This is a genomic window from Aeromicrobium sp. JP4 (assembly GCF_054957925.1).
In genome coordinates, this window is the sequence record NZ_CM143290.1 from 2,750,002 (window position 1) to 2,776,980 (window position 26,979).

The window sequence follows — 26,979 nt, forward strand, 5'->3', positions numbered from 1 at the left end:
GAGATCCATGACCGACGTCATCGCCATCGACGGGCCCTCGGGCTCGGGCAAGTCCAGCACCTCGCGGGGAGTGGCCTCGCGGCTGGGCTACGCCTACCTGGACACGGGTGCGATGTACCGCGCGATGACGTGGGCGCTGCTCCAGCGGGGCGTCGACGTGCACGACCCCGCGGCGGTGGCGGCCGCGGCGAGCGAGGTCGTGCTGACCTCCGGCACCGATCCCGAGAAGCCCACGATCGCCGCCGACGGGGTCGACGTCTCCGAGCCGATCCGCGGTGACGCCGTCACCGCCGCGGTCAGCCCGGTCGCCACGGTCCCGGAGGTGCGGAGCCAGCTCGTGGCGCTGCAGCGCGCCGCCATCGCGCAGTCCACGGGCGGCATCGTGGTCGAGGGCCGCGACATCGGCACGGTCGTCGCGCCCGACGCCTCGCTGAAGATCTACCTCGTCGCCGACCCCGTGGCGCGCGCCCGCCGCCGCGCCCTGGAGCTGGGCGTGGAGGACGCCGAGGCGATGCGCGAGGCCCTCGCCCGGCGCGACGCGATCGACTCCAACCGCGCCGCCTCGCCACTGGCCCAGGCCGCCGACGCCGTGGTCGTCGACGGCACCGACCTGAGCCTCGACGAGGTCATCGAGCGCATCGTCGCACTCGCCCGCCCCTGAGGTTCGTCCCGGGACGCGAGGCGGATTGGAACGCGGCTGCCGGTTCTGGCAGAATGGGCGCTTGCGTCCGGAATCGGTGCGGCCCTCTCTCCCGCCGAGCCCGGCCCCTCGACCAAGACCGGGCATGCCCCACACGCCGGGTCCGCGTCACCACAGTTCGACACCTCAAGGAGACACCACACTCGTGGCAGTCAAGATTCGCCTCAAGCGGATGGGCAAGATCCGCACGCCGTTCTACCGCATCGTCGTTGCCGACAGCCGCACCAAGCGTGACGGCCGCGTCATCGAGGAGATCGGCACGTACAACCCCAAGACCGATCCGTCGACCATCAACGTCGACTCCGATCGCGCCCAGTACTGGCTCGGCGTCGGCGCGCAGCCGACCGAGGCCGTCGCGGCGATCCTCAAGCTCACCGGTGACATCGGTGGCGAGTCGACCCTCAAGCAGCCCGAGCCCAAGGCCGACAAGGCCGAGCTCTTCAACGCCGCGCTGAAGGACCTGCACGCCGAGCCCAAGAAGTCGGCCACCACCAAGGCCAAGAAGTCCGAGGAGCCCAAGGCCGAGGAGACCCCGGCCGAGGAGCCCAAGGCTGAGGAGCCCAAGGCCGAGGAGACCCCGGCCGAGGACACGAAGGCCGACGAGGCCTGATCATGGCCGCTCCCATGCAGGAGGTCGTCGAGCACCTCGTCGCCGGCATCGTCGACAACCCCGACGAGGTCTCGGTCCGCGCCAAGCAGACCCGGCGCGGCGAGCTGTTCGAGGTTCGGGTCAACCCGACCGACCTCGGCAAGGTCATCGGTCGCCAGGGCCGCACGGCCACGGCGATCCGCACCGTCGCATCGGCCATCGCCGGTGCCGACGGCGCGCGGATCGACTTCGTGGACGTCGACCGGCGTCGCTGAGCCGACCATGCGCGTCGTCGTCGGCCGGATCGGCCGTGCCCACGGCATCCGCGGCGACCTCTCCGTCGATCCCAGGACCGACGAGCCCGAACGGCGTTTCGCCGTGGGCTCGTCGGTCCTGTGTCGTGACGGGGAGCTGACCATCACCTCCAGTCGTCCCCACTCGGGCAAGTGGCTGGTCCACTTCGCCGAGGTCCCCGACCGCACCGCGGCCGAGCGATTTCACGGCGCGGTCCTCGAGGTCGAGGTCGATCCCGACGAGGTCCCCGAGGACGACGACGCCTTCTACGACCACCAGCTCGTCGGGCTGACCGTCACGGTCGGCGGCGCGCCGCGCGGTCGCGTCCTCGACGTGATGCACCTGCCCGCCCACGACTCCCTGCTGGTCGAGGTCGACGGGCGACGCGTCCAGGTGCCGTTCGTCGAGGCGCTCGTGCCCGAGGTCGACCTCGAGGCCGGCACCGTTACGGTCGAGGACCGTCCGGGGCTGCTGAACCCCGAGGAAGCGGACGAGGTGCGCTAGTGCGCATCGACACTCTCTCGATCTTCCCCGACTACTTCGCTCCTCTCGAGCTGTCCCTGCCGGGCAAGGCGCGCCGCGCCGGCCTGGTGGACTTCCACGCGCACGACCTGCGCGACTGGGCCCACGACCGTCATCGCACGGTCGACGACACCCCCTACGGCGGTGGCGCCGGCATGGTGATGAAGCCCGAGCCGTGGGGCGAGGCGCTGGACGCCGTCTGCACCGACGCGGCGATCGTCATCGTTCCGACTCCCTCCGGGGCTCCGTTCACGCACGCCGAGGCGGTGCGGCTGTCGGGCGCCGAGCAGCTCGTGTTCGCGTGCGGGCGCTACGAGGGCATCGACCAGCGCGTGCTCGACCACGCCGCCACCCGCTGGCAGGTCCGCGAGATCTCCCTGGGCGACTTCGTCGTCAACGGGGGAGAGGTCGCGGCCCTGGCGATCATCGAGGCGGTCGTGCGGCTGCTGCCCGGCTTCATGGGCAACCCCGAGAGCCTCGCGGAGGAGTCGCACGCCGACGGCCTCCTGGAGTACCCCGTCTACACCAAGCCCGCCTCGTGGCGCGGGCTCGACGTCCCGCCGATCCTCCTGTCGGGCGATCACGGGCGGATCGCGGACTGGCGGCGGGAGCAGTCCCGCCTGCGCACGCAGCAGCGTCGTCCCGATTTAACACGCGACCTCAGTGAGTAACACGTTCGTAACGGCTCCGGCGGCCCTCCGTAATCGGCCTTGAGCAGGATCGTTGCAGCGCCGCGGCAAGGGAGCTCGGGCGCAGCACACGTGAACTACCTACTGCGAAGAGGTTGATATGGAACCCGGGACGATCTGGCTGCTCATCTGCGCGGCCCTAGTGCTTTTCATGACGCCCGGTCTGGCGTTCTTCTACGGCGGACTCGTCAAGGCCCAGAGCGTCATCTCGATGATGATGCTCAGCTTCGGTGCGATGGGCCTGGTCTTCGTGCTGTGGATCCTCTACGGCTACAACATGGGATCGGCCGGCTCGTCCGACCTCATCGACGGCTGGCTCGCCAACCCGTTCTCCGACTTCGCCCTGCAGGACCTGGCCACCGGTGACGGCGCCGCCGGTCTGGCCGGTGTGGCGTTCGGCTCGACGTTCGCCGTGATCACGACCGCGCTGATCTCGGGCGCCGTCGCGGACCGTGCGCGCTTCTTCCCCTGGATGCTCTTCTCGGGCCTGTGGGCCACGATCGTCTACTTCCCGTCGCAGGGCTGGGTCTGGGGCTTCGACGACGAGGGACTGACGGGCTGGATCGGCACGCTCACGATCGGTGACGCCGTCCCGATCGACTGGGCCGGTGGCACGGTCGTCCACATCAGCGCCGGCGCCGCGGCGTTCGCCCTGGCCCTCGTGCTGGGCAAGCGCACGGTCGGCTTCAGCAAGGAGGCCGCCGAGCCGCACAACGTCCCGCTCGTCCTCATCGGTGCCGCCATCCTGTGGTTCGGCTGGTTCGGCTTCAACACCGGCGCGGCGACCGAGAGCGGCCTGGGCGCGCTCATCTTCCTGAACACGATCGCCGCTCCCGCGGCCGGCGTCCTGGGCTACATCGTCGTCGAGCACTTCAAGGACGGGAAGCCGACCGCCGTCGGCGCCGCCTCGGGCATCGTCGCCGGTCTCGTCGCGATCACTCCCTCGGCTGCCAACCTGACGCCGTTCTGGGCGATCGTCCTGGGCCTCCTGGCCGGTGCGGTCTGCTGCTTCGCGATCGACCTCAAGTACAAGCTCGGCTACGACGACTCGCTCGACGTGGTCGGCCTGCACCTGGTCGCCGGCTTCATCGGCTGCCTGTACCTGGGCTTCTTCGCCACGGACACGGGCCTGTTCACCGGTGGCAACATCGACCAGCTGATCGCCCAGATCATCCCGTCGGTGTTCGTCGCGGCCTACTCCTTCGCCGTCGCCTTCGGCCTCGGCAAGGCGATCGACGCCACGGTCGGCTTCCGCGTGACCGAGGACGAGGAGGTCGCCGGCCTGGACAACGTCCTGCACGGCGGCGCTGCGTACAAGTTCGACTGACCGAGGGCCGAGGGCGCACAGCGCCCGACCGCTCAGCCTTACAGCGCCCCGTCCCCGATTTCTCCGGGGGCGGGGCGCTGTGGCATCATGGACTGTTGGTGCAGGACGGCTCTGCCACGAGGGAGCTTCCACGCAGCACCACCCGAAACTTCGAGCAACACCGACATTCCGCAGGTGACTTGTGGCACCCGGCGAGGAGAGACCATGACGAACGTCATCGACCAGATCGCAGCGCAGAGCAAGCGTGACGACATCCCGCAGTTCCGTGCCGGCGACACCCTCAAGGTGCACGTCAACATCGTCGAGGGCAACCGCTCCCGTGTGCAGCTCTTCCAGGGCGTCTGCATCAAGGTGCAGGGCTCGGGCATCGGCCGCACGTTCACCGTCCGCAAGGTGAGCTTCGGCGTCGGCGTCGAGCGTACGTTCCCGGTCCACTCGCCGGTGATCGAGAAGATCGAGGTCGCCACCCGTGGCGACGTCCGTCGCGCCAAGCTGTACTACCTGCGCAACCTGCGCGGCAAGGCCGCCAAGATCAAGGAGAAGCGCGAGATCTGATCTCGACCGCTCCGCGACGACCCCGCACCCTCATGGGTGCGGGGTCGTGGCATGTCCGGGGCTAGGATCCCGGGGTGACCGACGAGCCCCGAGCCCAGCGCCGGCGCCGGCCGTGGTGGCTCTCCGCGATGGTCTACGTGTCCGCGACGCTCGCGCTCGCGCTGGCCGTGACGACGTTCGTCGTCCAGCCCTTCGTCATCCCCTCGAGCTCGATGGTCCCGGCCCTGGCGAAGGGCGACCGCATCCTCGTGCAGAAGTGGACCTATCGCGGCGGTGAGCCCCAGCGGGGCGACGTGGTCGTGTTCCGTGACCCGGGCGGGTGGCTGGGCGAGCTGGACGACCCGTCCGCGTTCCAGCGCGGACTGCGAGCCGTCGGCCTCGCTCCGCAGGGCGGCTACCTCGTGAAGCGCATCGTCGGCGTGGCCGGTGACGAGGTGCGCTGCTGCGACGAGGCGGGCCGCACCCTCGTCAACGGGCACGCGATCGACGAGCCGTACCTGGCCGACGTGAGCGCGAACGCGGCGCGGACGTTCCAGGTGACGGTGCCGCGCGGCATGCTCTGGGTCGAGGGGGACAACCGGGGCGACTCACGCGACTCCCGGGCCATGCAGGACGAGCCCGGCGAGGGCTTCGTCCCCGCCGACTCGGTCGTCGGACGGGTGTGGGCGAGGGCCTGGCCGACCGATCGGATCGGGCCCCTCCGGCCGACCGACGCGTTCGCCGACGTGCCGTCGCCCTGACGCGACACCGATGCGCGGTTCGCCCGGGGCCAGCCGGTAGGCTCATCGGGTGTCCGAGGAGAAACGTCAACTGCCGCTCTGGCAGGAGTCCCTCCTCCTCGTGGCGACAGCCCTCGTCCTGGCGCTGATCGTCAAGACCTTCTTCTTCCAGGCCTTCTACATCCCGTCGGACTCGATGGTCCCGACGATGGTCAAGAACGACAAGCTGCTCGTGCAGAAGTGGTCCTACTGGAGCGGCGGGCCCGAGCGCGGTGACATCGTCGTCTTCCGCGATCCCGGCAACTGGCTCGGACCCGACGTCGACGAGTCGTCGAACGCCGTCCAGCGCGGTCTCGAGCTGGTCGGGCTGTTCCCGTCCGGCGGGCACCTCATCAAGCGCGTCATCGGCACCGGTGGCGACCGTGTGGTCTGCTGCGACGCCGAGGGCCGCACCACGGTCAACGGCGAGCCGATCGACGAGCCCTACCTGGCCGACCCGTCGGTCAACGCCGACCAGACCTTCGACGTGAAGGTCCCGAAGGGCTACCTGTGGGTCCAGGGCGACAACCGGGGCAACTCGGCCGACTCGCGGGCCCACCTCGGCGAGCCCGGGGGAGGATTCATCGCTGACGAGGACGTGGTCGGCAAGGCATGGTTGAGGGTGTGGCCGCTCAACCGCTTCGGCACGATCGAGGGCACCGACGCGTTCGACGAGGTGCCGTGAGCCCGGCGCCGTCGCTGCGCGTCGAGCGCCAGCTCCTGCGCGCGGGGCGCACCGCCCTGGCCTGCAGTGACGAGGTCGGTCGCGGCGCCCTCAGCGGGCCCGTCACGATCGGCATGGTCCTGGTGACCGAGCAGACCCGCACCGCACCGCAGGGCGTGCGCGACAGCAAGCTGCTCACCCCAGCGGCGCGCGAGGCGCTGGTGCCGAAGATCCGTCGGTGGGCGCCCGTCCACGGCGTCGGCCACGCGAGCCCCGCCGAGATCGACCAGTACGGGATCATCGCCGCCATGCGGCTGGCCGGCCACCGAGCGCTCGCTCAGCTGACGGTGCGCCCCGACGCGGTGCTGCTCGACGGCAACCACGACTACCTGAGCGTGCCCGAGCAGTCAGCCCTCTTCGGCCCGCCCGACCTGTCCGACGACGTGCCGCCGGTGACCACGATGATCAAGGCCGACCTGCGCTGCGCCGCGGTCGCCGCCGCCAGCATCCTGGCCAAGACGACCCGTGACGCCCTGATGGTCGAGCTCGCGTCGCAGCATCCTCAGTACGGCTGGGAGCTCAACAAGGGATACTCGGCACCGGAGCACATCGCGGCGCTCGCGCAGCACGGTCCGTCGGTCCATCACCGGCGCTCGTGGTCGCTGCCGGGCTGCGGGTCCGGGACGACGGTCGAAATCGACGAGACGCGAGAGGTGGTGGCCGGATGAGCGCCGAGGATCTCGAGCGGTACGAGAACGAGATGGAGCTCTCGCTCTACCGCGAGTACCGCGACGTCGTCGGCATCTTCAAGTACGTCGTCGAGACCGACCGCCGCCTGTACCTGTGCAACGCGGTCGACGTGAAGGTGCGCTCGGAGTCCGGCGACGCCTACTTCGAGGTGACGATGGCCGACGCCTGGGTCTGGGACATCTACCGTCCCGCGCGCTTCGCCAAGAACGTCAAGGTGCTGACGTTCAAGGACGTGAACGTCGAGGAGCTGCAGGACTCCGACGTCAAGCTGCCTCCGGCCTGACCGGCGATGACGCCCGATCCCGCCCCGTCCCGAGACGGAGCGCGGACGTTCGCGCACGTCCTGGTCAACACCCTCGTCGCCAACGTCACCACGAGCTTCCTGTGGTTCGCGCTGACCTTCTGGGTCTACCTCGAGACGCGATCGGTCCTGGCCACCGGCGTCGTCGGCGGCGCCTACATGCTCATGCTGGCGCTGTTCGCGATGCTGTTCGGCACGCTCGTCGACCGCCACCGCAAGCGCGACGTGCTGGTCGGGTCGAGCCTCGCCACGGCGGCGTCCTTCCTGGTCGCCGGCGTGCTCTACGCCGTGCTGGGACCCGGGGCGATCGTCGACATGACCGGTCCGTGGTTCTGGCTCTTCTCGGGCATCGTCCTGTTCGGCTCGGTCGTGGAGAGCCTGCGCAACATCGCGCTGTCGACCCTGGTGACCCTGCTCATCCCGGCCGACCGCCGCGACCGGGCGAACGGGCTGGTCGGCACGGTGCAGGGCCTGGCGTTCATCGTCACCAGCGTCTTCAGCGGGCTCGCGATCGGCCAGCTCGGCATGGGATGGACGCTCGTCATCGCCAACGTCCTCACGGTGTGCACGGTCGTCCACCTGCTCTTCGTGCGGATCGCGGAGGAGCAGCCGGCCGCCGACGAGGACGGGAAGCGCCCGACGGTCGACGTCCGGGGAGCCCTCGCCGCGATCGCGCTGGTGCCCGGGCTGTTCGCGCTCATCGTGCTCACGACGTTCAACAACCTCGTCTCGGGCGTGTTCATCGCGCTCGTCGACCCCTACGGGCTGACGCTCTTCACCGTCGAGGAGTGGGGCCTGGTCTTCGGCGTGGCGTCCACGGGCTTCATCCTCGGCGGTCTCGTGATCGCCCGGTGGGGGCTGGGCTCCAACCCGCTCCGCACGATGCTATGGGTGCTGGCGGCGATGGGGGTGATCAACGCGACCTTCACGCTGCGCGAGTCGGCGTGGCTGTGCATCGCCGGCATCTGGCTGTTCCTGCTGATCGTGCCCGCCGTGGAGGCGGCCGAGCAGACCGTGATCCAGCGCGTCGTGCCGTTCACCAGCCAGGGCCGGGTCTTCGGGTTCGCCCAGGCCTTCGAGGCGGCCGCGGCTCCCGTCACCGCCTTCCTGGTCGCACCCATCGCGGAGTTCTGGGTGATCCCGATGATGGAGTCCGAGGCCGGCGCGCAGCGGTGGGCGTGGCTGGTGGGGTACGGCGACGCGCGCGGCATCGCGCTGATCTTCTTCTTCGCCGGACTGGTCATGGTGGTGATCTCCCTGGCGGCGTTCGGGACGCGCTCCTACCGGGTCCTGTCCGACCGCTACCGCGACGACGCGGTGTCCGGTGTGACCGCGGGCTGACGCTCGTCCACAGGTCGCGGCGGCCGGCCGGTGTCGTCCACAGGCCTGCCGCGGGGCCTTCTCCCCGGCGCCGTTGGCCGGGAGGCTCGACCCATGACCTACGCGCGCAACCAGGCCCTCGGCTCCTACGGCGAACGGATCGCCGCCGACCACCTGCGAAGCCTCGGGATGGTGATCCTCGCCCGCAACTGGACCTGCCAGCACGGGGAGATCGACATCGTCGCGCGCGACGGCGACACCCTCGTGGTGTGCGAGGTCAAGACCCGCACCAGCACCACCCACGGCACCGCCCTGGAGGCGGTCTCCGATCGCAAGGTCACGATCCTGCGCCGGTCGCTGGCGCACTGGCTCGACGTCCACGGTGTGAGCCCCGACGGCGTGCGCATCGATGTCGTCACGGTGTGGGTCCCGCGCAGCGGGGGCCCGCGGGTCGAGCGGATCGCAGGGGTGGCGTGATGGCCGCCGTGCACTCGATCGCGCTCGACGGCCTCACGGGGCGGCCGGTCGAGGTGGAGGTCGACATCGCCTCGGGGCTCTCGGCCACCGTGGTGGTCGGGCTGGCGGACGCCACGGTCAGCGAGGCCCGCAACCGGGTGCGGTCGGCCGTGGTGAACTCGGGGACCTCGTGGCCGGACACCCGCGTCACGATCAACCTCGCGCCGTCCAGCCTGCCCAAGAGCGGTCCCCACTACGACCTGGCCATGGGGCTCGGCGTGTTCGCGGCGAAGGCCGTGGTCCCGGTCGAGACGTTGGCGGGCACCGTCTTCCTCGGCGAGCTCGCCCTCGACGGTCGCCTGCGGCCCGTGCGCGGTGTCCTGCCCGCCACCCTCGCCGCGGCCGAGGCCGGATTCGAGCGCGTCGTGGTCCCCGAGTCGAACGTGAACGAGGCGCGGCTGGTGCCGTCGATCGCGGTGGTGGGGGTGCGTTCGCTGCGCCAGGTCGTCGCGATGCTGCGCGGCGAGGAGGAGCCCGAGGACCCACCTGTGCCGCCGTTGAGCGAGGCGGGGGACGGCTGGAGCGGGGTGGCGCCCAGCGGCGAGCTCGACCTCACCGACGTCGTCGGCCAGGACGACGCGTGCCTGGCCACGGTGATCGCCGCCAGTGGTGGTCACCACCTGCTGCTCACGGGCCCGCCCGGCGTCGGCAAGACGATGCTCGCGCAGCGCCTGCCCGCGCTGCTGCCCGACCTGGACCCGAACGACTCGCTCGAGGTCAGTGCCCTGCACTCCCTCGCCGGAGTCCTGCCGTCGGACCTGCCGATGCTGGTGCGACCGCCGTTCCTCGAGCCGCACCACACCGCCAGTGCGGCCGCGGTGGTCGGTGGCGGCAGCCGGGTGGTGCGGCCCGGCGCGATGTCGCTGGCCCACCACGGCGTGCTCTTCCTCGACGAGGCGCCCGAGTTCGCGAGCAACGTCCTCGAGGCCCTGCGGCAGCCGCTGGAGAGCGGGCAGGTGGTGGTGTCGCGGGCCGCGCAGACGGCCGTGTTCCCCGCACGCTTCCAGCTGGTCCTCGCCACGAACCCGTGCCCGTGCGGTCACGCCGGCTCGGTGATGCAGCGGTGCGAGTGCCCTGCGGCCACGCGGCGGCGCTACGCCGACCGGCTGTCCGGACCGATCCGCGACCGCATCGACATCCACCGCACGCTGGTGGAGCCGTCGCGGCGGGATCTCGCGCACGGGCTGATCGCCCGGCCCACCACCGGCGAGCTGGCCGAGCGGGTGGCACAGGCTCGTCACCGCCAGCGACGGCGCCTCGTGGACACGCCCTGGCGCGTCAACGCGGCCGTGCCGGGGGTGGAGCTGCGCAAGGTCTGGCCGGCTCACGACGACGGCAGCCGGTTGCTCGAGCAGCAGGTGCGCGGGCACAAGGTCACGCCGCGATCGGCTGACCGCGTGCTGCGGCTCGCGTGGAGCATCGCCGACCTCTGCGGGCACGACCGGCCCTCGATCGACGACGTGCAGGCCGCGCTCGACCTGCGCCGGGGCAGTGCCATCGGCGGGGAGCTCCTCGGCCTTTTGGGGGCGGCATGACCCGGAGCCAGTCCCGCACCCGACTGCTGCTCTCGCTCGTCGTCGAGGCCGGCGACCCCCGCCTCGTCGCCTGGCGCGAGCGGTGTGACCCCGTCGAGCTCTGGCAGGCAGTCGTGCGGGGCGGCCCCGACATCCCCGGGCCGTGGCACGAGGCCGCCGCCGAGGCGCCACGCCGGGCCGATCATGCGCTGCGGAGGGCGGAGGAGGCCGGCGGTCGCTGGGTCGTCCCCGGCTCGTCGGCGTGGCCGGTGGCCCTCGACGACCTCGACCAGATCGACGGCATAGGTCAGGTGGCCGGCGCCCCGCTCGGGCTCTGGGTGCGCGGCGGGGGCGACCTGTCCTCGATCGCGGCCGCGCCGGTGGCCGTGGTCGGCGCGCGCGGCTGCACGACCTACGGGGCCGAGTCCGCCAGCGACATCGCCGCCGACTGTGCCGACCAGGGCCACGCCGTCGTCAGCGGCGCCGCATTCGGGATCGACGCCTGCGCCCACCGCGGGGCCCTGCTCGCGGGTGGGCCCACGGTCGCGGTGCTGGCGTGCGGCGTCGACGTCGACTACCCCAAGGCCCACGCGGCCCTGCTGCGCCGCATCGGCGAGGAGGGCCTGGTGATCAGCGAGTTCGCGCCCGGTGCCGAGCCGCAACGGCACCGCTTCCTGGTGCGCAACCGGCTCATCGCAGCGTTGAGCGTCGGCGTGGTGGTCGTCGAGGCGGCCCGCCGCAGCGGGTCCCTCAACACCCTGCACTGGGCCGACCAGCTGGGCCGCACCACGATGGTCGTGCCCGGTCCGATCACGTCGCAGGCCTCGTGCGGCACCCACCTCGCGGTCCGCGACGGCAAGGCACTGCTGGTCACCTCCGGCCGTGACGTCGTGGCCGACACCTTCGGCGTCGTGGACGCCGACCTGCCGGCGATCAGCCCGGCGGCGCGGCGGGTCTGGCTGCGGCTCGGAGCCGAGCCGCAACCGGCCGAGCAGGTGGCGGCCGCGCTGCGCCTCAGCCCCGTCCCGGTGCTGCGCGCACTGCGTGAGCTCGAGCGTCACGCGGTGGTCGTGGGCGACGGGAACGGGTGGCGTCGCGACCGGGTCCCCGGTGGCGTGCAGGGGGTAGGTTGAACCGGGTGAACCACTCCGAGGCCATGGATCCCGAGCAGGCCGACGAGGTCTTCGCCCACTGGGAGGACAAGTACGGCTCCAGCGACGGTGTGTGGTCGGGGCACGTCAACACCGCCCTCGCGCAGATCGCCGCCGACCTCCCCGCCGGCTCGGCTTTCGATCTCGGCGCAGGAGAGGGCGGGGACGCCCTGTGGCTGGCCGAGCGTGGCTGGTCCGTCACGGGCATCGACATCTCGCCGACGGCCCTCGCTCGCGCCGAGGCCGCGGCGGAGCGCGCCGGTCTGAGCGAACGGGTCACCTGGGTGGCCGCCGACCTCGACACCTGGTCGTCCACGCAGGCGTTCGACCTCGTCACGGCGTCGTTCCTGCAGTCGCCCGTCGCCCTCGACCGGGCCCGGATCCTCAGGACGGGAGCCGACCGCGTCGCGGTGGACGGACACCTGCTCGTGATCGCCCACGCCGAGGCGCCCCCGTGGGCCCACGCCCACGACCACGACCACGTGCAGGAGATGGACTTCCCCACGCCGGAGTCGGACCTGGCGATGCTCGACCTCCCGGCCGACGCCTGGCGCACGGTCGTCGCGGAGGTGCGCGACCGCACCGCGTTCGCGCCCACCGGCGAGCAGGTCGTGCTGCGCGACGGGGTCCTGCTGCTGCAGCGCCTCGCCTGAGGCGCCCGTCAGGTGTGCAGCGGGCGGTCGCTCGGCCTGCCGTGACCGAGCTGGTCCAGTGCGTGATCGACGATCTCGCCGAGCACCTCGAGGCCCTCGCGCACCCCTCCGGTGGATCCGGGCAGGTTCACCAGCAGGGTGTGCCCGCTGATGCCTGCCACGCCCCGCGAGAGTGCGGCGTGCGGCGTCGTGCGCAGGCCACGGGCGCGCAGGGCCTCCGCGATGCCCGGGGCCGGACGGTCGATGAGCGCGGAGGTCGCCTCCGGCGTGTGGTCGTCATCGGTGAACCCCGTGCCACCGGTGGTCACGACCAGCGCACAGCCCTGGTCGACGAGGCGGCGCAGGACGTCGGCCACCTCGGGCCCGTCGGGCACGACGTGCGGGCCCGACACCTCGAAGTCCCGGTCGCGTCCCCATTGGGCGATCCGAGGTCCGGTGAGGTCCTCCCTGCTGCCAGCGGCCGCCCGCGTGGAGCAGACGACGACGCCGAGGGCACGGCGGTCCTGATCACTCATCGCGGGTCCAGTCGTGGGTCCCGCCGGTCTTCGCCTCGACCTGGACGGCGTCGATCCGCGCGGTGTGGTCGACCGCCTTCACCATGTCGAAGAGCGTCAGGGCGGCCACACTGACCGCGGTCAGCGCCTCCATCTCGACGCCGGTGGGGCCGGTCGTGGCCACGGTCGCCTCGATGCGCACGGCGTCGTCGAGGGCGCGGAAGTCGACGGTGATCGCCGCGAGGGACAACGGATGGCACATCGGCACGAGGAAGGGGGTCTGCTTCGCAGCGAGGATGCCCGCGATGCGCGCGGTGGCCAGGGCCTCGCCCTTGGGCAGGTCGCCGGTCATGATCCGCTCGACCACGTCGGCCCGCGTGCGCACGAGACCGGAGGCGGTGGCCTCGCGCCGGGTGGTCGCCTTCGCGGAGACGTCGACCATGTGGGCGCTGCCGTCCGCGCGGTAGTGCGACAGGTCCTTCTTGGCGCCCGGTCCGGTGCTCATGCGATCCTCCACCACTCCACGGTATCGCCGGCCTCGAGTGCCGTGACGTGTTCGGGGACGAGGACGAGGACGTCCGCCCGGGCGTAGGACACCGCGAGGTGGGAGCCGGCCGCGCCGACCAGGCTGATGGTGCCGTCGGCCTGCAAGGTGCCACGACGCGCCTGCAGGCGTCCGGCGGGGGAGGCCAACGGCTCCGCGAGGGGCGCCGATCCGGACGGCCGCTGGGCCACGCGTCCTGCCGCGCGGGCGAGGGGCGCTCGGAGGAACAGCTCGAAGGAGACCAGGACACTGACGGGATTGCCGGGCAGGCACACCACGGGGACCTCGCGGTCGCCGGCGAGCACCGAGGCCAGGCCCTGCGGGCCGCCGGGCTGCACCGCCACGTGGTCGAACCACGCGCCCGGCGTTGTCTCCAGGGTCTGGCGGACGACCTCGCGCGTCCCCGCGCTCACCCCACCGGTCGTGATGACGAGGTCGTGGCCGGCGGCCAGCTGCGCCAGCACGTCGCGCAGGAGATCCGGGTCGTCGGGCACCACGTGCGTGGTCACGGGGAGCCCGAGCTCGCGGGCGTGGGCGGCCAGCGCCCGTGAGTTCGAGTCGGGGACCGCGCCGCTCACCAGCTCGGCGCCGGTGCCTACCACGGCCAGCCTCAGCGGCGGTGCGACCTCGACCGACTCGACGCCCGCCACGACCAGGGCGCCGATCGCCGCCGGGTGCAGGGGAGCACCGGCCTCGAGAACCATCGCGCCGGAGGTCACGTCGGCGCCGATGGTGCGGACGAACGTCCCCGGCTGAACGGGCTCACGGAACTCGATCAGCGCCCCGCCGCCGACCGGGCCGAACTCGCCCGCGCCGGTGCGCTCCACGGGGACGACGGCGTCGGCGCCGAGCGGGATGGGGGCGCCCGTCATGATCGGCGCGGCGGAGCCCGGGTCGAGCCGGGGCGGGTGGGCGTCGCCGGCCACGACGTGCGCCACCGTGGGCAGCGTCACGGGCGCGATGTCGGCGCGGGCGAGATCAGCGGCATGGACGGCGAACCCGTCCATCTGGCTGTTGTCGAAGCCGGGGACGTCCAGTCGCGCGACGGCGGGCGCGGCGAGTCGGCCGGTGAGCTCCTCGGTCACCGGTCGTCGGACGGGCGGGTCCTGGGCGCGTCGTTGAGCGGCGCGCCGGATCACCTCGGCCACCGCGTGGACGTGTTCCTCGACGGATCTGCTCATCCTTGCTCCTGCCCGAGTCGCATCTGAGCCGCTAGTATCGCTTTCATGTCTCAAGTGCGTGTTGCTGATGCCGCTGACTTCATCGGAGTCAGCACCGACACCGTACGCCGCCTGATCTCTTCCGGGCGGCTCGCCGCAGACAAGGACGGCTCCGGACGGACTGTGGTCGACGGGCGCGCCCTCGCCGACTACGTGCGGGTCGAGGGCAGATCGGCTCCGGACCCGACCGCCGTCGGGCGCTCGGCACGCAACCGGTTCGTCGGCATCGTGACCGAGGTCCTCAGCGATCGCGTCATGTCGCAGGTCGAGCTGCAGTGCGGCGCTCACCGGGTCGTGTCGCTCATCAGCACGGAGTCGGTCCGTGAGCTCGGCCTCGAGCCCGGCGTCGTCGCGGTGGCCGTGGTCAAGGCCACGAACGTGGCGCTCGAGATCCCCAAGGACCAGGCGTGAGGCGTGCGGGCGCCGCGGCCCTTGCGCTGGTCGCCTTGCTGACGGCCGCCGGATGCAGCAGCGACGACGGTGACGGGGGCGAGCAGCGCACGCTGACGGTGTTCGCGGCGGCCTCGCTCACGTCCACGTTCACCGAGCTCGCGGAGCGCTTCGAGGTCGAGCACGACGGCGTGGAGGTTAGGCTCTCGTTCGGTGGCTCGTCCGATCTTGCGGCCCAGATCGCCGAGGGCGCCCCGGCCGACGTGTTCGCCTCGGCGGACGAGCAGACCATGGCCCGGGTGACCGGTGCATCCGACACGGCCCTCGCCCCCGAGGTCTTCGCGACGAACACGCTGCAGATCGTCACGCCGGCCGATGACGCGGTTCGCGTGGATGCCCTCGCCGACCTGGCGGATTCGGGCGTGAAGGTGGTCCTGTGCGCTCCCCAGGTGCCGTGCGGCGCGGCCACCCGCACCCTGCTGGCGAAGAGCGCGCTGGACGTGGACCCGGTCAGCGAGGAGCAGTCGGTGACCGACGTGCTGGGGAAGGTCACCAGCGGTGAGGCCGACGCGGGGATCGTCTACCGCACCGACGTGATCGGTGCGGGTGACGCCGTGCGAGGCGTCGACGCGGCGGGCGCGGGCGAGGTCGTCAACCGCTACCCGGTCGTGGCACTGGAGGCCGACGAGTCGGCGGATGCGTTCGTCCGGTTCGTCACGAGCGAGGCGGGACGCGAGGTCCTCGCGGCCGCCGGCTTCGGCGCGCCGTGACGGGCCGGTCCGACGTCCCACGCTGGATCGCCCTTCCGGCGCTCGTCGGGCTGGCACTGCTGGCGCTGCCGCTGGCCGGACTGGTGTTGCGCGTGGAGTGGGGCGACTTCCTGGGCCTCGTGACGAGCGAGTCGTCCCGGGCGGCGCTGGGGCTCAGCCTGCGGACGGCGGCCGTCAGCACGGTGCTGTGCCTCCTGCTCGGCGTGCCGCTGTCGCTGTTGCTCGCCCGGTCCTCGGGGCACTGGTCATCGGTGGTCCGTGCCGTGGTCCTGGTGCCGCTGGTGCTGCCACCCGTGGTCGGCGGCATCGCGCTGCTGGCCACGTTCGGGCGGCGCGGCTGGCTGGGCCAGCACCTGGAGGCGTTCGGCGTCGAGATCGCCTTCACGACGGTGGCCGTGGTGCTGGCCCAGACGTTCGTGTCGCTGCCGTTCCTCGTCATCACCCTGGAGGGCGCCCTGCGTGCGGCCGACCCGGGCTACGCGGACGTCGCGGCCACGCTGGGAGCCGCGCCCGGCCGGGTGCTGGGCCGGGTGACCCTGCCCCTGGTGGCACCCGGTCTCGTGGCCGGAACCGTGCTGTCCTTCGCGCGGGCGCTGGGGGAGTTCGGTGCCACGGTGACGTTCGCCGGCAGCCTGCAAGGGGTGACCCGCGCGCTGCCGACGGAGATCTACCTGCAGCGTGAGGTCGACCCCGATGCGGCCGCGGCCCTGGCATTCCTGTTGGTCGCGGTGGCGGTCGTCGTGATCGCGGTCGTCCACCGTCCGGGGCGATCGCCGTGGTGAGCCTCGCGGCGCACGTGCGCGATCCCGCCCGCGGGGTCGACCTGCGGTTCCATGTGGCTTCCGGCGAGACGGTGGCGCTCATGGGGCCGAACGGAGCCGGGAAGTCGACCGTCCTGGCCACCGTCGCCGGCCTCCTGCGGCCGGCAGAGGCGCACGTCCGTGTCGGTGACCGGGTCCTGGCGGGGGAGGGGCGGTGGGTCCCGCCCCACCGCCGATCCGTGGCGCTGCTGGGACAGCAGCCTCGACTGTTCCCCCACCTCACGGTGCGCGAGAACGTCGCGTTCGGCCCGCGCAGCGTCGGTCGCGACGCCGGCGTCGCCGATCACTGGCTGGACCAGGTGGGGGCGTCGGCGCTGGCCGACCGTCGTCCGCGTCAACTGTCGGGCGGCCAGGCCCAGCGGGTGGCGATCGCCCGGGCCCTGGCGGTGGAACCCGACGTGGTGCTGCTGGACGAGCCGCTGGCGGCGTTGGACGTCGAAGCGGTGCCCGAGGTGCGGCGAGTCCTGCGCCGGGTCCTGGCCGGGACCACGACGGTGCTCGTGACGCACGACCCCCTCGACACGATGACCCTGGCCGACCGCGCGGTGATCGTGGAGGCGGGACGTGTCGTCCACGAGGGCACGGCGCGTGATGTGCTGACGCACCCGCGCAGTGCGTTCGGCGCCGCCCTGGCCGGGGTGAACCTCGTGGAGGGCGTGGCCACGGGACCGGATCACCTCCGCAGTCCGGACGGTCGCGAGCTCGCGGGGAGCCTGCACGGCACGCTGGACGTGGGCGCCGCCGCGATCGCCACCTTCGCGCCCAGCGCCGTGGCGATCCATCGGGAGCGGCCGGGAGGGAGCCCGCGCAACGTGCTGCCCGGGGTTGTCACCGGGATCGAGGTCCGCGGGGCGACCTGCCGGGTGGAGATCTCGGGATGGCTCGCCGACGTGACCACCGCCGCCGCCGCAGAGCTGGAGCTCGAGCCGGGACGCGATGTCTGGATGAGCATCAAGGCCACCGAGGTCCGGCTCGACCCGGCCTGACGGCCTCCCGCGATTCACCGATCGCCGGTGCGAGAGTGGGACGCGTGACTGACTGCTCCGAGGCGTGGGCCCGCACACTGGCCGACTACGAGCGTCACCTGTGCCAGGAACGCGATCTCTCGGACCACACGGTCCGTGCCTACCTGACCGACCTCGGCAGCCTGGCCGCGCACGCCACCCTGCTGCACGTCGAGGACCCGGCGGACCTGACGATCCGCACCCTGCGCAGCTGGCTGGCGAACCTGCAGACGCGAGGACGGGCGCGCACGACGATGGCGCGCCGCTCGACCGCCGCGCGGGTCTTCACCGCGTGGCTCGAGCGCACCGGCCGCGCGCCGACGGACGCCGGGGCCCTGCTGGCCGCCCCGAAGGCGCACCGCACCCTGCCGCCGGCGCTGAGCCAGTCCGACATGCGCGGCGTCATCGACGCGATCGTCGATTCGATCGAGGACGACGGTCCGACGGGCCTGCGCGACCTCGCGGTGATCGAGCTGCTGTGGGCGACGGGCATCCGCGTGGGCGAGCTGGTGGGCGCTGACGTGGACGACCTCGACACCTCCCGCCGGGTGCTGCGGGTGATGGGCAAGGGCTCGAAGGAGCGGATGGTCCCGTACGGCGTGCCGGCCCAGGAGGCCGTCGCGGCGTGGCTCGAGCGGGGACGTCCGGCCCTCGCGGTGGCCGGCAGCGGGCCTGCCCTGTTCCTGGGTGCCCGGGGCGGCCGCATCGACGCGCGGGTCGTCCGCCGCATCGTCCACGAGCGCGTGGCCGCCGTGCCGGACGCGCCCGACGTGGGACCTCACGGACTGCGCCACACCGCCGCCACGCACCTGCTCGAGGGCGGTGCGGACCTGCGGTCGGTGCAGGAGCTGCTCGGTCACGCCTCGCTCGGCACCACGCAGATCTACACGCACGTCAGCGCCGACCGTCTGCGCGCCGCCTTCACGCAGGCCCACCCGCGCGCCTGACGACCTCACCGCTCGCCCAGGGGATCGACCGGTCGCCCGTCGACGAGCCGCATGAAGTGCAGGTGGCATCCCGTGGAGAACCCGGTCGACCCGACGCGGCCCACGACGTCGCCGGTGACCACCCGCTGGCCGCGGTGCACCGCGACCGAGCCGAGGTGGGCGTAGGACGTGGCGATCCCGCCGCCGTGTTCGATCTGGACCTGCAGCCCGTAAGCCCCGCTGGCTCCGGCGCGCCCGACCCGGCCGGCTCCCGCGGCAGGGACCGGGGTCCCGCACGCGGAGCCGATGTCGACGCCGTCGTGCAGCTTGCGCACGCCGGTGACGGGATGGACCCGCATCCCGAACGCCGAGGTCACGGAGCCGTCGAGAGGAAGGTCCCCGGCACCCGCGCCGGGCGGCTCCGGCGGCGAGCCGTCGGGATCGATCAGCCGGTAGGCCCCTGAGGTCGCGAGCAGCGCGGCGGGATCGAGGTACTCGTCGCCGCGCAGCCGGCCGAGGTTGAGGCACGTCCGGCGGCACGAGGGATGGCCGCCGAGGAGCCGGCCGACGGGCTGGCCGGCGGTCACGGCGTCGCCGACCCGGACGGTGGGGGAGACGGGTTGGTAGGTCGATCGCTCGGGGCCGTGGTCGATCGTGATCGTCCAGACGCCGGCGACGCGACCCGCGAACGTGACCCGCCCGACGGCCACGGCGCGGACCGTCTGGCCCACCCGCCCAGGAATGTCCACTCCGCGGTGGCCGGCCCCGTAGTCGGACTGGGGTGGGTCGAACGGGCGGTCGATCCGGTGCTCGCCGATCGGCCACGTCCAGGGCGCGGCAGCGGCGGGAGCGACGGAGGCGGCGAGCAGGGTCGTCACGAGCAGGAGCAGGGCACGGCGCATGTCCCGAGCCAAGCGATCCGCGGCTGCGAGCGGAACCGGCTCGCGGAACCCTGTGGACGGGTGGTCAGGCCTCGCAGGCGCCTGTGGAGACCGGCCGTTCGGCCCACCGTGGCACCGATTTCCTCCGGCGCGGGCCGGTGCACTAGACTGGGCACATCCGTCCTCTGGGCGGAAATTCGCGTGTCCTCTCCCGTGACGTGTTGCACCGAACGGGGCGCGATCCAGGTCCCATCCACGATGGGTGGCCCGCGTCGGACACCAGGGCATCGCCGCCGGCGATGCGTCAACTTGGTTTGAAAGGAAGTACGGCCATGGCCGTCGTCACCATGCGTCAGCTGCTCGAGAGCGGCGTGCACTTCGGGCACCAGACCCGTCGTTGGAACCCGAAGATGAAGCGCTTCATCATGACCGAGCGCAACGGCATCTACATCATCGACCTGCAGCAGTCGCTGTCCTACATCGACTCGGCGTACGAGTTCGTCAAGAGCACCGTCGCCCGCGGCGGCTCGATCCTGTTCGTCGGCACCAAGCGCCAGGCGCAGGAGCCCGTCGAGGAGCAGGCCAAGCGCGTCGGCATGCCCTACGTCAACCAGCGTTGGCTCGGCGGCATGCTCACCAACTACACCACGATGTCCGATCGTCTCCAGCGCATGAAGGAGCTCGAGGAGATCGACTTCGACGACGTCGCGGGCTCCAACCGCACGAAGAAGGAACTCCTTCAGATGCGTCGCGAGTACACCAAGCTCAACCGCACCCTCGGCGGCATCCGCGACATGGGCCGCGTGCCCAACGCCGTGTGGATCGTCGACACGAAGAAGGAGCACCTCGCGGTTGACGAGGCCAAGAAGCTCAACATCCCGATTGTCGCGATCCTGGACACCAACTGCGATCCCGATGACGTCGACTACCCGATCCCGGGCAACGACGACGCCATCCGCTCGGTGGGCCTGCTGACGCGCGTCATCGCCGACGCCGTCGCCGACGGCCTCATGTCGCGCGGTGGCGCCAAGACGGGCGAGGAGGCCCCGGGCCAGGAGCTCGGCGCCGAGGAGCCCATGGCCGACTGGGAGAAGGAGCTGCTCGCGTCGAAGGCCGCGGAGTCCGCTGAGGCCCCCGCCGCCGAGGCGCCTGCCGCCGACGCCCCGGCTGCCGAGACGGCTGAGGCGCCTGCTGCCGAGACCGCTGAGGCGCCTGCCGCCGAGGCCCCGGCCGAGACGGCTGAGGCGCCTGCCGCCGAGGCCCCGGCCGAGACTCCTGCCGAGTCCTGAGCCACTCTGACCACTGGCCGGCCCGACGCGATCCGTCGGGCCGGCCCCACCAGAACCGAGGTTGAACATGGCAATCACTGCTGCCGATGTGAAGAAGCTCCGCGACGCCACGGGCGCGGGCATGATGGACGCCAAGAAGGCCCTCACCGAGGCCGACGGCGACTTCGACAAGGCCGTCGAGGTCCTGCGGATCTCGGGCGCGGCCAAGGCCGCCAAGCGCGGCGCTGAGCGCGAGGCCTCCTCGGGCCTGGTCGCCAACGCCGGCTCTGCCCTGGTCGAGCTCAACTCCGAGACCGACTTCGTCGCGAAGAACGACCAGTTCATCGCGCTCGCCGAGCGTCTCGCCGTTGCGGCCGACGCCGCCAAGCCGGCCGACGCCGAGGAGTTCGCGAAGGTCCAGCTCGACGACGGCAAGACCGTCGCCGAGACGATCAGCGCGCTCGCCGCGGTCATCGGCGAGAAGCTCGAGCTCGGTCGCGTGAGCGCCCGTTCGGGCCAGGTCGCCACCTACATGCACCGTCGTGCCAGCGACCTGCCGCCGGCTGTCGGCGTGCTCGTCGAGTACGACGGCGACAACCTGGACGCCGCGCGTTCGGTCGCGATGCAGATCGCGGCCATGCGACCGCGCTGGCTGACCCGCGAGGACGTGCCCGCCGACATCGTCGCCAAGGAGCGCGAGATCGCCGAGGCCACGGCCAAGGAGGAGGGCAAGCCCGAGCAGGCCCTGCCCAAGATCGTCGAGGGTCGTGTCAACGGCTTCTTCAAGGAGAACGTGCTGCTCGAGCAGTCGAGCGTCACCGACAACAAGAAGACCGTCAAGGCGGTCGCCGAGGAAGCCGGCATCACCGTCAAGGGCTTCAGCCACATCGAGGTCGGCGCCTGAGCCGCACCAACGATCGACGAGGGCCCCGTGGAGCGATCCGCGGGGCCCTCGTGCATTCCCCGGCGGTGACCGGTCAGTCGCGCGGGGCGCCCTGGCAGTTCGGGCACCAGTAGACGCGCCGCTGCTGGGTGGCCACGCGCCCCAGGGCATCCTCGCGGATGCTGGTGCCGCAGCGCAGGCACGGCCGGTCGGTGCGGCCGAACACCCAGTGCAGCTCGCCGGCTCGCAGGCTGCCGGTGAAGGACCGCTCGATGCGATCGCGATTGAGCCGGATCAGCTTCACGCCGCGGTCGACGATGCGGCCGAGGTCGGCCTCACCCACCGGCGTGTGCGGGTCTACCGCCGACAGGAACAGCATCTCGTTCACGAACTCGTTGCCGAACCCGGCGAGGTTCCGCTGGTCGTGCAGGGCGACGAAGATCGGTACCTCGGGGTCGTGCGCGAGGTTGGCGAGAGCGACGTCGCGGTCGAAGTCGGGATCGAGGACGTCGGGACCGAGATGGCCCACGACCGAGTCCTCGTCCTCGCGCCGCAGCACCTCGACGACGCCGAGGCTGAAGCCGACGGCCACCCACTCGTCGGTGCTGACGATCGCCCGCACGGTGTGGGCCGGCCGCCGCAGCCCCCGGCCGCCGCGGCGCAGGGTGGCCGGGCGGTAGAGGTGCCACGAGCCCTCCATCTTGAGGTGCGAGTGGATCGTCCACGCGTCGGTGCGCATCAGCAGGTGCTTGCCGCGCGGCACGACCTCGTGCAGCACCTCGCCGGCCAGGTCGGTGGTGGCGTACCGCGGGACCCGGAACTCGGTGGCGGTGAGCACCCGGCCGGCCAGCGCCTCGTGCAGGTGGTGGGCGGCCCGCCAGACGGTGTCGCCCTCAGGCATCGAGCCGAAGTCCCTTCAGGTGGGCCTCGAACCCCGCGGCCGCGAGCGCCTCGCCCAGGGGCGTGGAGGCGACCGGCTCGCCGTCGGCCGTCTGCACCGTGACCCGTCCGAGTCGGCCTCGCCGCACCGTCTGCACGAGGGAGGCGGCGGCGGCCGCGAGCGCGGTCGGGTCGTCGGTGAAGGTGAGCGCCGACTTGCCGCCGCGCTCGAGGTAGACCACGGGACGGCCGTCGTGGACGACCACGAGCGATCCGGCCTTGCGGGCGGGGCGGTGGCCGTCGGAGCCGCGGTCGGGCCACGGCAGGGCCGCGCCGAAGGGGTTCGCCGGGTCGGTGGCCGCGAGGGTGACGGCGGGTGCCTCGGCCGGCTCGTCGGAGTCGCGCACGAAGGACCGCAGCCGATCCACGACGCCGGGCGCGGCGAACTGGGCGGCGCCGAGCGAGTCGACGAAGTAGCCGCGCAGCGCCGTGCCGTTCTGCTCCATCTCGCGCAGCACGCGATAGGCGGCCGCGAAGCCGCCGGGGGTCTGCTCGGCCTGGACCGATCCGCGGGTGACGACGCCGTAGCGGTTCAGGAGGGTCTCGGCGCGGGCGACGTGCTCGGCCGTGGTCTGACCGCCCAGCGGGACGGAGAACCACCGGCCCGAGGCGATGGGGGGCACGACCGCGCGCGGCGCCCGCATCCGCCCGCCCACCATCCGGGCGCGCGGCGCCTGGCGGCGGGTGCGGTGGGTGCCACCCCCGGCCACGAGGCTGCGCACGGGCGCGAAGGTGTCGTTGCTGACCTGACCGCTCCAGACGAGCTCCCACAGCCCCTCGACGAGGCCCTCGCGCTCGGTGTCCTCGACACGGCCGGCCAGCTCGCCGAAGAGCCAGGCGCCGGAGTCGCCGAGTACCTCGAGCAGGCGACCGGCGGCGGTGTCGGAGCCCGCCGCGACGAGGTCACCGGTGGCCGGCGCCGGGGTGTCCCCGGGCAGCAGGCGGATCCAGCCGTCGCGTCCGGGCAGGGTGCCGGCGCCCGTCCACGTGACCTCGCCCGCGGTGGTGAGCTCGTCGAGCATCGCCGGCGAGTAGTCGGTCACCCTGGCCGGCAGCACGAGGCTCTCCCACGCGCTGGCGGGCAGCGCGGCCCCGGCCAGCTGGTCGACGACGGTGAGGACGCCGTCGACGCCGCGCAGTCGCGAGCCGACGTGCTGCCACGCAGGCAGGAAGCGCGCGAACGCCGCCGAGTCGACCGGCTCGACCTGCTTGCGAGCCGCCGCGAGCGAGCGGTTGCGGAGCCGGCGGAGCACCTCGGAGTCGACCCACTCGGCCTCGCCGGAGGCCACCGGCAGGAACTCGCCGCGGGTGACCCGGCCCGCCTCGCTCAGGCGCTGGAGGGCGTCGCGCACCACCGCGGGGCCGAGCGCGAGGCGCCGCGAGACGTCCTCGCCCGTGAAGGGGCCGTGGGTGCGGGCGTAGCGGGAGACGAGCTCGCCGAGGGGGTCGTTCCCCGTGGCCAGGTGCGCGTCCGCGATGCCGAGCGGGAGCGCGGTGCCCAGCGCCTCGCGCAGGCGTCCTGCGTCCTCGATCGCGGCCCACCGGGCCTGGCCGCCGACCTGCACCTCGATGGCACGGCGCGACTCGCGCAGCTCCTTGAGCCAGGCGCCCGCCTCCAGCCGTGCGTCCTCGCGGGTGCGCTCGGCGACCTCGTCGACGGAGAGCGGGCCGAGCAGCCGCAGCAGGTCGGACACTCCCTCGATGTCCTTGGCCTGCCGCTCGGGCACGAGGCGCTGGAGCTCGGCCTCGGTCAGGGCGACGACCTCGGGATCGAGCAGCTCGCGCAGGTCGGCCCGGCCCAGCAGCTGGCCCAGCAGCTCGGGGTCGAGGGTGAGCGCCGCGGCGCGACGCTCGGCCAGGGGCAGGTCGCCGTCGTAGAGGAAGGCGCCGACGTAGCCGAACAGCAGGCGCTGGGCGAACGGCGAGGCGGCGTCGGTGCCGACCTCGACCAGGGCGACCTCGCGCGAGCGGAGCCGCCGGGCGAGGGTGACGAGCGCGGGCAGGTCGTACACGTCCTGCAGCACCTCGCGCGCCGTCTCGAGCAGGATCGGGAAGTCGGGGTACTTGCGGGCGACGTCGAGCAGCATCGCGGCACGGCGTCGCTGCTGCCACAGCGGCGCGCGGGTCCCGGGGTTGCGCCGGGGCAGCAGCAGGGCCCGGGCGGCGCACTCGCGGAAGCGCGCCGCGAACAGGGCGGACCCGCCGACGAGATCGGTGATCTGGGGCTCGAGGTCCTCGGGGTCCTCGAGGTCGAAGAGGTCGGCGCCCGGCGGCTCGCCGGTGACGTCGGGGACCCGCACGACGATGCCGTCGTCGGACGCCACGACTGCGCCGTCGACGCCGAACCGCTGCTCGATCCGCCGGCCCACCAGCAGCGCCCAGGGCGCGTGCACGGCCCGCCCGTAGGGCGACAGCAGGACGAGTCGCCAGTCGCCGACCTCGTCGCGGAAGCGCTCGACCACGAGCGTCGTATCAGTGGGCAGCTGGCGGGTGGCCTCGTACTGGTCCTTGACGAGCGTCGAGAGGTTGCCGACGGCATTCGCGTCGAGGCCCACCTGCTCGACGCGCGCACGCTGCTTGGCGGGGGAGAGGGCGCTCAGCTCGCGCAGGAACGCGCCCATCGCCTCACCGAGCTCGTAGGGGCGCCCCATCGCGTCGCCGCGCCAGAACGGGAGCCGGGCGGGCTGGCCGAACGCGGGCACCACGATGACCCGGTCGGACGTGATCTCCAGGATCCGCCAGCTGGTGGCCCCCAGCGCGATGACGTCGTTGATCCGTGACTCGTAGACCATCTCCTCGTCGAGCTCGCCGACGCGGCGGCCCGCGGTGCCCTCCTCGCCGGCCAGGACCACCGAGAACATGCCGCGATCGGGGATCGTGCCGCCGCTGGTGACGGCGAGCCGCTGGGCCCCCGGCCGGCCGGTGAGCGTGCCGGCCTGCCGGTCCCAGACCGCCCGGGGACGCAGCTCGGCGAACTCGTCGGAGGGGTAGCGCCCGGCGACGAGGTCGAGCGTGGCCTCGAAGGCGGCGTGGGGCAGCGTGGCGAACGGTGCGGACCGCCGCAGCGTCTCGAACCAGGCCTCGACGTCGATCGGCTCGAGAGCGCACGCGGCAATGGTCTGCTGGGCGAGGATGTCGAGGGGATTCGCCGGCACGGCGAGCCGCTCGATGCGGCCGGCGAGCATGCGCTCGACGGTGACCGTGGTGGAGAGCAGGTCGTGGCGGCCGGTCGGGAACACCAGCCCGCGCGAGACCTCGCCGACCTGGTGGCCGGCGCGGCCCACGCGCTGCAGCCCCGAGGCGACCGACGGCGGAGCGGAGACCTGGATGACGAGGTCGACCGCGCCCATGTCGATGCCGAGTTCGAGGCTGGAGGTGGCCACGACGCACCGCAGGCGACCGGACTTCAGGTCGTCCTCGATGATCGCCCGCTGCTCCTTGCTGACGGAGCCGTGGTGGGCGCGCGCGAGCACCGGCTCGGCACCCGAGGACAACCCGGAGAGCCCGCCCATGTGGGCCGGCTGGCGGTTCGCGGGCTCGGGCCGGTAGCCCGTCTCGCGCTCGACCCAGACCTCGTTCAGTCGCTGGGTGAGCCGCTCGGCCACCCCGCGGCTGTTGGCGAACACGATCGTGGTGCGTGCCTGCTGGATCGCGTCGACGATCGCCTCCTCGACGTGGGGCCAGATCGTGCCGCCGGCCTCCTGCGGCCGCGAGTCGTCGAGCCCGCGGGCGGCGCTGCCCTCCCGGGGTCCCTCGTGGCGGGGCGGCATCTCGGTGAGGTCCTCCACGGGAACCCGCACCGACAGCTCGAGCCGTGAGGGGGCCTCGGGAGCGACGACCTCGACGGGGGCGCGGCCGCCGAGGAAGCGGGCGACCTCGTCGTGCGGGCTGACGGTGGCCGAGAGGCCGATCCGCTGGGCGGGGGAGTCGAGCATGTCGTCGAGCCGCTCCAGGGAGACCGCCAGGTGCGCGCCGCGCTTGGTGCCCGCGACGGCGTGGACCTCGTCGATGATCACCGTGTGGACGCCGCGCAGCATGGCGCGCGAGGCCGACGTGAGGAGCAGGAAGAGCGACTCGGGCGTGGTGATGAGCACGTCGGGTGGGTGGGACTGGAGCCGGCGCCGCTCGGCCGGGGGCGTGTCGCCCGTGCGGACGCCCACCGACACGGGAGCCAGCTCGTGACCGAGTCGCGCCGCCACTCCGGAGATGCCGACGAGGGGTGACCGCAGGTTGCGCTCGACGTCGACGGCGAGGGCCTTGAGCGGCGAGATGTACAGCACCGAGGTGCCCTGCGTCTCGACCGCGGGATCGCGGTGCAGCAGGCCGTCGATGGCCGACAGGAACGCCGCGAGGGTCTTGCCCGATCCCGTGGGGGCGACCACGAGGGTGTGGCGGCCCTTCTCGATCGCGTCCCACGCGCCGGTCTGGGCCGAGGTGGGCGCGCTGAAGGACTCGTCGAACCACGTGGCGGTCGCGGGGCCGAAGGACATGGAACCCATCGTGGCACCGGACTCCGACAGTGGCGCTGCGACGGCG

The 26,979-nt window shown here is 72.6% G+C and carries 29 protein-coding genes; 23 read left to right on the plus strand and 6 right to left on the minus strand.

The genetic code is table 11. The annotated features are described in order from the left end of the window. Positions 1–7: 7 nt before the first annotated feature. From cmk to ACY1JX_RS13525, 16 genes are all read left to right on the plus strand, one after another. Positions 8–661 (plus strand): (d)CMP kinase, encoded by a 654-nt coding sequence (cmk, locus tag ACY1JX_RS13450; RefSeq protein ID WP_462564273.1) that lies wholly within the window; start codon positions 8–10, stop codon positions 659–661. 184 nt (positions 662–845) lie between these two features. Beyond that, on the plus strand, positions 846–1,310 hold the full coding sequence (rpsP, locus tag ACY1JX_RS13455) for a 30S ribosomal protein S16 (protein WP_462564274.1): 465 nt from the start codon (positions 846–848) through the stop codon (positions 1,308–1,310). A 2-nt stretch (positions 1,311–1,312) separates the two neighbouring features. Further along, entirely contained in the window at positions 1,313–1,564 is a 252-nt protein-coding gene (locus ACY1JX_RS13460; protein WP_181756318.1) for an RNA-binding protein, read from the plus strand. Between the two features lie 7 nt (positions 1,565–1,571). Next, a complete protein-coding gene (gene rimM, locus ACY1JX_RS13465) occupies positions 1,572–2,087 on the plus strand; it encodes a ribosome maturation factor RimM (protein ID WP_462564275.1) in 516 nt (171 codons plus the stop codon). Then, positions 2,087–2,776 (plus strand): tRNA (guanosine(37)-N1)-methyltransferase TrmD, encoded by a 690-nt coding sequence (trmD, locus tag ACY1JX_RS13470; RefSeq protein ID WP_462564276.1) that lies wholly within the window; start codon positions 2,087–2,089, stop codon positions 2,774–2,776. Before rimM ends, trmD begins: the two co-directional genes overlap by 1 nt. 169 nt (positions 2,777–2,945) lie before the next feature. Next, positions 2,946–4,121 carry an ammonium transporter gene (locus ACY1JX_RS13475; protein WP_241733206.1) on the plus strand — a complete coding sequence of 392 codons (1,176 nt, stop codon included), beginning with the start codon at positions 2,946–2,948 and terminating at the stop codon, positions 4,119–4,121. Between the two features lie 204 nt (positions 4,122–4,325). Then, positions 4,326–4,676: a 50S ribosomal protein L19 gene (rplS, locus tag ACY1JX_RS13480; RefSeq protein ID WP_181756322.1), complete on the plus strand. Its 351-nt coding sequence runs from the start codon at positions 4,326–4,328 to the stop codon at positions 4,674–4,676. Positions 4,677–4,750: 74 nt separating this feature from the next. After that, positions 4,751–5,416, plus strand: coding sequence for a signal peptidase I (lepB, locus tag ACY1JX_RS13485; RefSeq protein WP_462564277.1), 666 nt, complete (start codon positions 4,751–4,753; stop codon positions 5,414–5,416). 49 nt (positions 5,417–5,465) lie between these two features. Further along, a complete protein-coding gene (lepB, locus tag ACY1JX_RS13490) occupies positions 5,466–6,119 on the plus strand; it encodes a signal peptidase I (protein ID WP_181756324.1) in 654 nt (217 codons plus the stop codon). Further along, positions 6,116–6,826, plus strand: a complete 711-nt coding sequence (locus ACY1JX_RS13495) for a ribonuclease HII (RefSeq protein WP_286929797.1) — start codon at positions 6,116–6,118, stop codon at positions 6,824–6,826. Before lepB (ACY1JX_RS13490) ends, ACY1JX_RS13495 begins: the two co-directional genes overlap by 4 nt. Then, the gene (locus ACY1JX_RS13500; protein ID WP_078700258.1) at positions 6,823–7,131 is read left to right on the plus strand and encodes a DUF2469 domain-containing protein; all 309 of its coding nucleotides are present in this window, start codon (positions 6,823–6,825) and stop codon (positions 7,129–7,131) included. Before ACY1JX_RS13495 ends, ACY1JX_RS13500 begins: the two co-directional genes overlap by 4 nt. Before the next feature lie 6 nt (positions 7,132–7,137). Next, positions 7,138–8,490 carry an MFS transporter gene (locus ACY1JX_RS13505; protein ID WP_286929798.1) on the plus strand — a complete coding sequence of 451 codons (1,353 nt, stop codon included), beginning with the start codon at positions 7,138–7,140 and terminating at the stop codon, positions 8,488–8,490. 93 nt (positions 8,491–8,583) lie between these two features. Next, the gene (locus ACY1JX_RS13510; protein ID WP_462564278.1) at positions 8,584–8,946 is read left to right on the plus strand and encodes a YraN family protein; all 363 of its coding nucleotides are present in this window, start codon (positions 8,584–8,586) and stop codon (positions 8,944–8,946) included. Continuing rightward, positions 8,946–10,520 carry a YifB family Mg chelatase-like AAA ATPase gene (locus ACY1JX_RS13515; protein ID WP_462564279.1) on the plus strand — a complete coding sequence of 525 codons (1,575 nt, stop codon included), beginning with the start codon at positions 8,946–8,948 and terminating at the stop codon, positions 10,518–10,520. The genes ACY1JX_RS13510 and ACY1JX_RS13515 overlap by 1 nt, the downstream gene beginning before the upstream one ends. Further along, positions 10,517–11,632 carry a DNA-processing protein DprA gene (gene dprA, locus ACY1JX_RS13520; RefSeq protein WP_462564280.1) on the plus strand — a complete coding sequence of 372 codons (1,116 nt, stop codon included), beginning with the start codon at positions 10,517–10,519 and terminating at the stop codon, positions 11,630–11,632. Before ACY1JX_RS13515 ends, dprA begins: the two co-directional genes overlap by 4 nt. A gap of 5 nt (positions 11,633–11,637) precedes the next feature. Further along, positions 11,638–12,303 (plus strand): class I SAM-dependent methyltransferase, encoded by a 666-nt coding sequence (locus ACY1JX_RS13525; protein WP_462564281.1) that lies wholly within the window; start codon positions 11,638–11,640, stop codon positions 12,301–12,303. Positions 12,304–12,311: 8 nt separating this feature from the next. On the opposite strand, the gene ACY1JX_RS13530 is transcribed toward ACY1JX_RS13525, so the two are convergent. Genes ACY1JX_RS13530 through ACY1JX_RS13540 form a run of 3 tightly spaced genes read right to left on the minus strand, consistent with a single transcriptional unit; the run spans position 12,312 to position 14,522 of the window. Further along, positions 12,312–12,818 carry a MogA/MoaB family molybdenum cofactor biosynthesis protein gene (locus ACY1JX_RS13530; protein ID WP_462564282.1) on the minus strand — a complete coding sequence of 169 codons (507 nt, stop codon included), beginning with the start codon at positions 12,816–12,818 and terminating at the stop codon, positions 12,312–12,314. Then, positions 12,811–13,302, minus strand: coding sequence for a cyclic pyranopterin monophosphate synthase MoaC (moaC, locus tag ACY1JX_RS13535; protein WP_462564283.1), 492 nt, complete (start codon positions 13,300–13,302; stop codon positions 12,811–12,813). Before moaC ends, ACY1JX_RS13530 begins: the two co-directional genes overlap by 8 nt. After that, positions 13,299–14,522 carry a molybdopterin molybdotransferase MoeA gene (locus ACY1JX_RS13540; protein ID WP_462564284.1) on the minus strand — a complete coding sequence of 408 codons (1,224 nt, stop codon included), beginning with the start codon at positions 14,520–14,522 and terminating at the stop codon, positions 13,299–13,301. Before ACY1JX_RS13540 ends, moaC begins: the two co-directional genes overlap by 4 nt. A gap of 45 nt (positions 14,523–14,567) precedes the next feature. Here ACY1JX_RS13540 and ACY1JX_RS13545 point away from each other — a divergent pair, with 45 nt between their 5' ends. Genes ACY1JX_RS13545 through ACY1JX_RS13565 form a run of 5 tightly spaced genes read left to right on the plus strand, consistent with a single transcriptional unit; the run spans position 14,568 to position 18,493 of the window. Then, entirely contained in the window at positions 14,568–14,972 is a 405-nt protein-coding gene (locus ACY1JX_RS13545; RefSeq protein WP_462564285.1) for a TOBE domain-containing protein, read from the plus strand. Next, positions 14,969–15,721 (plus strand): molybdate ABC transporter substrate-binding protein, encoded by a 753-nt coding sequence (modA, locus tag ACY1JX_RS13550; protein ID WP_286929806.1) that lies wholly within the window; start codon positions 14,969–14,971, stop codon positions 15,719–15,721. Before ACY1JX_RS13545 ends, modA begins: the two co-directional genes overlap by 4 nt. Then, on the plus strand, positions 15,718–16,503 hold the full coding sequence (locus tag ACY1JX_RS13555) for an ABC transporter permease (protein WP_462564286.1): 786 nt from the start codon (positions 15,718–15,720) through the stop codon (positions 16,501–16,503). Before modA ends, ACY1JX_RS13555 begins: the two co-directional genes overlap by 4 nt. Then, entirely contained in the window at positions 16,500–17,528 is a 1,029-nt protein-coding gene (locus tag ACY1JX_RS13560) for a sulfate/molybdate ABC transporter ATP-binding protein (protein ID WP_462564287.1), read from the plus strand. Before ACY1JX_RS13555 ends, ACY1JX_RS13560 begins: the two co-directional genes overlap by 4 nt. A 44-nt stretch (positions 17,529–17,572) precedes the next feature. After that, positions 17,573–18,493, plus strand: a complete 921-nt coding sequence (locus ACY1JX_RS13565) for a tyrosine recombinase XerC (RefSeq protein WP_286929809.1) — start codon at positions 17,573–17,575, stop codon at positions 18,491–18,493. A 5-nt stretch (positions 18,494–18,498) separates the two neighbouring features. Here the strand turns inward: ACY1JX_RS13565 and ACY1JX_RS13570 are convergent, their stop codons facing one another. Then, positions 18,499–19,374, minus strand: a complete 876-nt coding sequence (locus ACY1JX_RS13570) for a peptidoglycan DD-metalloendopeptidase family protein (RefSeq protein WP_462564288.1) — start codon at positions 19,372–19,374, stop codon at positions 18,499–18,501. Between the two features lie 311 nt (positions 19,375–19,685). Between ACY1JX_RS13570 and rpsB the strand changes: the two genes are divergently transcribed. Both rpsB and tsf read left to right on the plus strand, forming a co-directional pair. Then, a complete protein-coding gene (gene rpsB, locus ACY1JX_RS13575; protein ID WP_462564289.1) occupies positions 19,686–20,642 on the plus strand; it encodes a 30S ribosomal protein S2 in 957 nt (318 codons plus the stop codon). Between the two features lie 67 nt (positions 20,643–20,709). Further along, complete coding sequence (gene tsf / locus ACY1JX_RS13580; protein ID WP_181756339.1) at positions 20,710–21,525, plus strand: translation elongation factor Ts; 816 nt, start codon at positions 20,710–20,712, stop codon at positions 21,523–21,525. A gap of 73 nt (positions 21,526–21,598) precedes the next feature. Here the strand turns inward: tsf and ACY1JX_RS13585 are convergent, their stop codons facing one another. Next, a complete protein-coding gene (locus tag ACY1JX_RS13585) occupies positions 21,599–22,405 on the minus strand; it encodes a DNA-formamidopyrimidine glycosylase family protein (protein ID WP_462564290.1) in 807 nt (268 codons plus the stop codon). Next, positions 22,398–26,933, minus strand: coding sequence for an ATP-dependent helicase (locus ACY1JX_RS13590; RefSeq protein WP_462564291.1), 4,536 nt, complete (start codon positions 26,931–26,933; stop codon positions 22,398–22,400). The genes ACY1JX_RS13585 and ACY1JX_RS13590 overlap by 8 nt, the downstream gene beginning before the upstream one ends. Between the last annotated feature and the right edge of the window lie 46 nt (positions 26,934–26,979).

Bases quoted from the DNA above. Each gene is read 5' to 3' on its own strand.
- cmk (WP_462564273.1), top strand. From the start codon at position 8: ATGACCGACGTCATCGCCATCGACGGGCCCTCGGGCTCGGGCAAGTCC.
- ACY1JX_RS13460 (WP_181756318.1), top strand. From the start codon at position 1,313: ATGGCCGCTCCCATGCAGGAGGTCGTCGAGCACCTCGTCGCCGGCATC.
- rimM (WP_462564275.1), top strand. From the start codon at position 1,572: ATGCGCGTCGTCGTCGGCCGGATCGGCCGTGCCCACGGCATCCGCGGC.
- ACY1JX_RS13475 (WP_241733206.1), top strand. From the start codon at position 2,946: ATGACGCCCGGTCTGGCGTTCTTCTACGGCGGACTCGTCAAGGCCCAG.
- rplS (WP_181756322.1), top strand. From the start codon at position 4,326: ATGACGAACGTCATCGACCAGATCGCAGCGCAGAGCAAGCGTGACGAC.
- ACY1JX_RS13500 (WP_078700258.1), top strand. From the start codon at position 6,823: ATGAGCGCCGAGGATCTCGAGCGGTACGAGAACGAGATGGAGCTCTCG.
- ACY1JX_RS13505 (WP_286929798.1), top strand. From the start codon at position 7,138: ATGACGCCCGATCCCGCCCCGTCCCGAGACGGAGCGCGGACGTTCGCG.
- ACY1JX_RS13510 (WP_462564278.1), top strand. From the start codon at position 8,584: ATGACCTACGCGCGCAACCAGGCCCTCGGCTCCTACGGCGAACGGATC.
- ACY1JX_RS13515 (WP_462564279.1), top strand. From the start codon at position 8,946: ATGGCCGCCGTGCACTCGATCGCGCTCGACGGCCTCACGGGGCGGCCG.
- dprA (WP_462564280.1), top strand. From the start codon at position 10,517: ATGACCCGGAGCCAGTCCCGCACCCGACTGCTGCTCTCGCTCGTCGTC.
- ACY1JX_RS13530 (WP_462564282.1), bottom strand. From the start codon at position 12,818: ATGAGTGATCAGGACCGCCGTGCCCTCGGCGTCGTCGTCTGCTCCACG.
- moaC (WP_462564283.1), bottom strand. From the start codon at position 13,302: ATGAGCACCGGACCGGGCGCCAAGAAGGACCTGTCGCACTACCGCGCG.
- ACY1JX_RS13540 (WP_462564284.1), bottom strand. From the start codon at position 14,522: ATGAGCAGATCCGTCGAGGAACACGTCCACGCGGTGGCCGAGGTGATC.
- ACY1JX_RS13545 (WP_462564285.1), top strand. From the start codon at position 14,568: ATGTCTCAAGTGCGTGTTGCTGATGCCGCTGACTTCATCGGAGTCAGC.
- ACY1JX_RS13570 (WP_462564288.1), bottom strand. From the start codon at position 19,374: ATGCGCCGTGCCCTGCTCCTGCTCGTGACGACCCTGCTCGCCGCCTCC.
- rpsB (WP_462564289.1), top strand. From the start codon at position 19,686: ATGGCCGTCGTCACCATGCGTCAGCTGCTCGAGAGCGGCGTGCACTTC.
- tsf (WP_181756339.1), top strand. From the start codon at position 20,710: ATGGCAATCACTGCTGCCGATGTGAAGAAGCTCCGCGACGCCACGGGC.
- ACY1JX_RS13585 (WP_462564290.1), bottom strand. From the start codon at position 22,405: ATGCCTGAGGGCGACACCGTCTGGCGGGCCGCCCACCACCTGCACGAG.
- ACY1JX_RS13590 (WP_462564291.1), bottom strand. From the start codon at position 26,933: ATGTCCTTCGGCCCCGCGACCGCCACGTGGTTCGACGAGTCCTTCAGC.